Raw genomic sequence first — 5,406 nt, forward strand, 5'->3', positions numbered from 1 at the left:
CCCCCCGCCGCGAAGGCGTCAGGCCTGAGGCTTTTTACGGGCGCGGAGCAACTCGTCCAGCACCAGCAGCACGGCGCCGCAGCTGATTCCCACGTCGGCCAGGTTGAAGGCCGGAAAGTAGGACTCGTTCCAGTAGAACAGCAGAAAGTCCACCACGTGGCCATAGGCAACGCGGTCAATGACGTTGCCGATGGCGCCGCCCAGGATCAGCGTCAGCGCCAGGCTGAAGCGCGGCTGCCCATGGGTGCGGCGCAAGATGATCGTGATGACCACGGCGGCCACGCAGCCCAGGCCGGTGAACAACCAGCGCTGCCAGCCTTCCTCGGACGCCAGGAAGCTGAACGCGGCGCCGCGGTTGTACATCAGCGTGAAGTCGAACACCGGCAGCACGTTGACGCGTTCGCCATACTGGAACGAGGTGTTGAAGTACACCTTGGTCAGTTGGTCCAGCACGATGATCAGCAGCGCCAGCGCCAGCCAGCCCCCCACGCGCGCGGGCGCGGCGCGCGGGGCGGGGGCGCCCGAGGCTCCGGTGTCGGAGGGGCGGGCCATGTTCATGCCTTGTCGCGGGCTTCGCCCGAACCGAACAGGTTCGACACGCAACGGCCGCAGATCTCGGGATGATCCGCGTCCTGGCCCACGTCCAGGCGCCAATGCCAGCAGCGTTCGCACTTCTTGTGCGCCGACGGCGTGACGTCGATGCGAGTTTCGCCGTCGCCCGGGTGCACGGTGGCGCGCGACACGATCAGCACAAAGCGCAGGTCGTCGCCCAGGCTGGCCAGCAGTTGCTGGTCGTCGCCGTTGGCGTAAAGGTCCACTTCGGCCTGCAACGACGAACCGATCTCGCCCGCCGTGCGCACCTCTTCCAGCTTGCGCTGGACTTCAGCACGGATGGCGCGCAGGCGCGACCACTTGGCGGACAGCGCTTCGGCGTCGGCAAACGGCGGCAACGCGTGGTAGACCTCGGTGAAGATGGTCGTGCGCGCGGCGTCGGCCTGATGCTTGAGGGCGGAGCCAACCAGTTCCTTCCAGGCCTCTTCGGCAGTAAAGGACAGAACCGGGGCCATCAGCTTGAGCAGCGTCTGGGTGATGTCCAGCAGCGCCGTCTGGGCCGAGCGGCGCGCCACGCTGCCCGGAGCCGACGTGTACAGGCGGTCTTTCAGGATGTCCAGGTAGAACGCGCCCAGGTCTTCCGAGCAGAACGTCTGCAAGCGCGAGACCGCCGGGTGGAAGTCGTAGCGTTCATAGTTGGCCTGCACTTCGGCCTGCATCTGCGCCGTCATGGTCAGCGCGTAGCGGTCGATTTCGAACAGGTCGCCGTAGGGCACGGCTTGCGACACGGCGTCAAAGTCGGCCACGTTGGCCAGCAGGAAACGCAGCGTGTTGCGGATGCGGCGGTAGCCTTCGACCACGCGCTTCAGGATTTCGTCCGAAATGGACAGTTCGCCTGAATAGTCGGTGGAGGCCACCCACAAGCGCAGGATTTCCGCGCCCAGCGAATCCGATACCTTTTGCGGGGCGATCACGTTGCCCACCGACTTGCTCATCTTGCGGCCCTGGCCGTCCACGACGAAGCCGTGCGTCAGCAGCGCCTTGTAGGGCGGTTGGCCGTACAGCATGCAACCGGTCAGCAGCGACGAGTGAAACCAGCCGCGATGCTGGTCCGAACCTTCCAGGTACAGGTCGGCCGGCCAGCCCAGTTCGGCGCCGTGCGAGCCGGCGAAGTCGCCGTCCTTGCCGCCCAGCACCGTGGCGTGCGTGCTGCCGGAATCGAACCAGACATCAAGTGTGTCGCGGTTTTTTTCGTATTGGTCGGCTTCGTCGCCAAGCAGGTCGCGCGGTTCAAGCGCTTGCCAGGCTTCAATGCCGCCTTGCTCGACGCGCTGCGCCACCTGTTCCAGCAATTCGGTCGTGCGCGGATGCAGTTCGCCGGTTTCCTTGTGCACGAAGAACGCCATCGGCACGCCCCACTGGCGCTGACGCGACAGCGTCCAGTCCGGGCGGTTCGCGATCATGGCGTGCAGGCGGGCGCGGCCCCAGGCCGGGTAGAAGGCCGTGGCGTCGATGCCGGCCAGCGCCGATTCGCGCAAGGTCGGGCCGCCGTCTTTCGGGGCCACGTCCATGCCGGCGAACCATTGGCTGGTGGCGCGGTAGATGATCGGCGTCTTGTGGCGCCAGCAGTGCATGTAGCTGTGCTTGTGCTTTTCGACGTGCATCAGCGCGCCCGCTTCGGTCAGCGCCTCGACAATCTTGGGGTTGGCGTCCCAGATGGACAAGCCGCCGAACAGCGCCAGGCTGTCCACGTACTTGCCGTCGCCCATGACGGGGCTGATGAAGTCGGTGTCTTTCATGCCGTGCGCCTTGCACGACACAAAGTCCTCAATACCGTAGGCCGGGGCCGAGTGCACGACGCCCGTGCCCGAGTCGGCCGTGACGTAGTCGCCCAGGTAGACGGGGGCGCGGCGGTCGTAGGCCGGGTTGAACTGCGCCAACGGATGGCGGAATTCGATTTCGGACAGCGCTTCGCCGGGCGCCGTCGCGATGATCTCGCCTTCCAGGTTCCACGATTTCAGGCAGGCTTCAACGCGGTCTTTAGCCACCAGCAGCAGCGGGCCGAACTTGGGCGCGGGCGACACGCGCACCAGCGCGTATTCGAGTTCCGGATGTACGTTCAGCGCCTGGTTGGACGGGATGGTCCAGGGCGTGGTCGTCCAGATGACGATGGCGCCGTTGTCCACCGATTCCAGCCCGAAAGCCGCCGCCAGCTTGGCCGGTTCAGCGAACGGGAAGGCCACGTCAACGGCGGGGTCGACGCGGTCGGCGTATTCGACTTCGGCTTCGGCCAGTGCCGAACCGCAGTCAAAACACCAGTTCACGGGCTTCAGGCCACGGAACACATAGCCCTTGTCCAGGATGCGGCCCAACGCACGGATTTCGTCGGCTTCATTGCTGAAGTTCATCGTCATGTACGGGCGATCCCATTCGCCCAGCACGCCCAGACGCTTGAAATCCTTGCGCTGGCGGTCGATCTGCTCAAGCGCGTAGGCGCGAGCCTTCGACTGCACTTCGGCCACGGGCAGGTGCTTGCCGTATTTCTTTTCGATCTGGATTTCGATCGGCATGCCGTGGCAATCCCAGCCAGGCACATAGTGCGCGTCGTAGCCGGCCATGTTGCGGCTCTTGACGATGATGTCCTTCAGGATCTTGTTGACCGCGTGGCCGATGTGAATGTCGCCGTTCGCATAGGGCGGGCCGTCGTGCAGCACGAAGCGCGGCCGGCCGCGGCGGGCCGCACGGATCGCCTGGTAGACGTGGTTTTCCTCCCACTGCGAAATCCAGGCGGGCTCGCGCTTGGCAAGGTCGCCCCGCATGGGGAAGGGGGTATCGGGCAGGTTGAGGGTCTTTTTATAGTCCATGAACGGCAAAATAGGCGCGCGCGTTTCGCGCGTCTTCGGCGATGGCGGCAGTCAGGGAAGGGAGGTCAGGAAATTTTTCTTCGTCCCGCAGCTTGTGCAGGAATTCGACGCGTACGAGTTTACCGTAAGCATTGATGGTGTCGTCGAGCAGGTGTGACTCAAGTAGCACCCGGCCACGGTCTTCAACAGTTGGGCGCACGCCCAGGCTGGCCACGGCGGGCAACGGCCGGTCGGCCAGGCCATAAACCTGCACCACATAAATGCCCGAGCGCGCGGCGCAGCGTTCCGCCACGCGCAGGTTCATCGTGGGGTAGCCCAGCGTGCGGCCCAATTTCTGGCCGTGGATGACATGGCCGCTGATATGGTACGGATGCCCCAGCAGATGGCGGGCGCGGTCCAGATCGCCCACGGCCAAGGCCGTGCGGACTTCGGAACTGGAAATGCGATGGCCTTGCTGGTCGGTTACGTCGGCCAGCGTCTGCACCTCGAACCCGTGGTGCATGCCGGCTTCACGCAGCAGGTCGATGTCGCCGCTGCGTTTATGGCCAAAGCGGAAGTCTTCGCCCACCAGCAGCCACTTGGTTTGCAGGCCCTGCACCAGCAGGTTTTCAATGAAGGCGTTGGCCGACATCTCGGCCAGTCTGGCGTTGAAGCGCTGCACCACAACTTGGGAAACGCCGTAACGCGCCAGCGCCGACAGCTTGTCGCGCAACCCGGACACCCGGGTCGGCGCCAGTTCGGGGCGTTGGTTCAGGGTGGCGAAGTACTCCCGAGGATGCGGTTCGAACGTCATCACGGAAGGGGTAAGCCCGCGCTCGCGGGCGGCTTCGCAGACGCGCGCCAGCATGGCTTGATGCCCGCGATGGACGCCGTCGAAATTGCCGATCGTCAGCGCGCAAGGAGCGCGCCGGTCGGGCGGAGGCAGGGATCGGTAGATACGCAGCGATGGTTTCACGAGCGAGAGTTTACAATTTTGGATTCCGGGTTTGTTCCAATCCCCCCAATCGTTCACGCGCCGACCGGTTTTCATGGCGCGGGAAGAGGGCGGACAAGCCCGTTGCGCCAAGCGAACCGCGTCCCAGCCGGGCGCGTTGGGGGTCATCATTGGATTCTTTATCTTGCCGGAAACACAACTTTCTAAGCGCCGCCTTGTCATCCTGATTTCAGGGCGGGGCAGCAACATGCAGGCGCTGGCCGAGGCCTGCCGAAATGAGGGCTGGCCAGCTGACATCGCCGCCGTCATCGCCAGCCGTCCTGACGCGGGCGGCCTGGAGTGGGCGGCTGCCCAGGGCATTCCCACCGCGGCCCTGTATCACAAGGACTACGCCAGCCGGGATGCTTTCGATGCCGCGCTGGCCGCGGAAATCGACCGCTATGCGCCCGATTACGTCATCCTGGCCGGCTTCATGCGCGTGCTGACGCCGGGTTTCGTCAACCATTACGCCGGGCGGCTGGTCAATATTCACCCGTCGTTGCTTCCGGCGTTTCCCGGCCTGCATACTCACGCCCAAGCGCTGGCGACGGGCGTGCGCGTGCACGGCTGCACCGTGCATTTCGTGACTCCGGTCCTGGACCACGGCCCGATCATTGCGCAGGGCTGTGTGCCGGTTCTGGCCGGTGATACGCCCGACCTGCTTGCCAACCGCGTAGTGGCAGTGGAACATCAGGCTTTTCCGGCTGCCGTGCGTTGGTTGGCGGAAGGCCGGGTTACCCTGACAACCGACCATCGAGTGGACGTGCAGGGGGATCCCGCACGCCTTTTCACCTGGTCGCCGGCCGCCTGAGCGGCCCCGAATCGCATTTACCGGGCGGAACTCCTTCGCCCCACTGGAACACACCATGACTAAACCCCAATCTCCGCGTTCTCGTCCGGCAGGCTCCCCGAGGGCCGCTTCCGAAGGGCGCGACGGTCGGTCCTTTTTCTCGCGTCCCAAGGGCGAAGCCCGCGAGGCGCCGGCCCGCGAGCAGCGTACCGAGCGTGGGCGCGATG

4 protein-coding genes are annotated in these 5,406 nt (G+C 65.1%); 1 reads left to right on the plus strand and 3 read right to left on the minus strand.

What is annotated here, in order from left to right:
- Positions 1–18 precede the first annotated feature (18 nt).
- Genes lspA through ACNPP0_RS15875 form a run of 3 tightly spaced genes read right to left on the minus strand, consistent with a single transcriptional unit; the run spans position 19 to position 4,371 of the window.
- Positions 19–552 carry a signal peptidase II gene (gene lspA / locus ACNPP0_RS15865; protein WP_448706423.1) on the minus strand — a complete coding sequence of 178 codons (534 nt, stop codon included), beginning with the start codon at positions 550–552 and terminating at the stop codon, positions 19–21.
- A gap of 2 nt (positions 553–554) precedes the next feature.
- Entirely contained in the window at positions 555–3,416 is a 2,862-nt protein-coding gene (gene ileS, locus ACNPP0_RS15870; protein WP_448706424.1) for an isoleucine--tRNA ligase, read from the minus strand.
- Positions 3,406–4,371 carry a bifunctional riboflavin kinase/FAD synthetase gene (locus ACNPP0_RS15875; protein WP_319305278.1) on the minus strand — a complete coding sequence of 322 codons (966 nt, stop codon included), beginning with the start codon at positions 4,369–4,371 and terminating at the stop codon, positions 3,406–3,408. Before ACNPP0_RS15875 ends, ileS begins: the two co-directional genes overlap by 11 nt.
- 226 nt (positions 4,372–4,597) lie before the next feature.
- Here ACNPP0_RS15875 and purN point away from each other — a divergent pair, with 226 nt between their 5' ends.
- Complete coding sequence (purN, locus tag ACNPP0_RS15880) at positions 4,598–5,200, plus strand: phosphoribosylglycinamide formyltransferase (RefSeq protein WP_448706425.1); 603 nt, start codon at positions 4,598–4,600, stop codon at positions 5,198–5,200.
- Positions 5,201–5,406 lie beyond the last annotated feature (206 nt).

The organism is Achromobacter semiaridum (assembly GCF_053543755.1).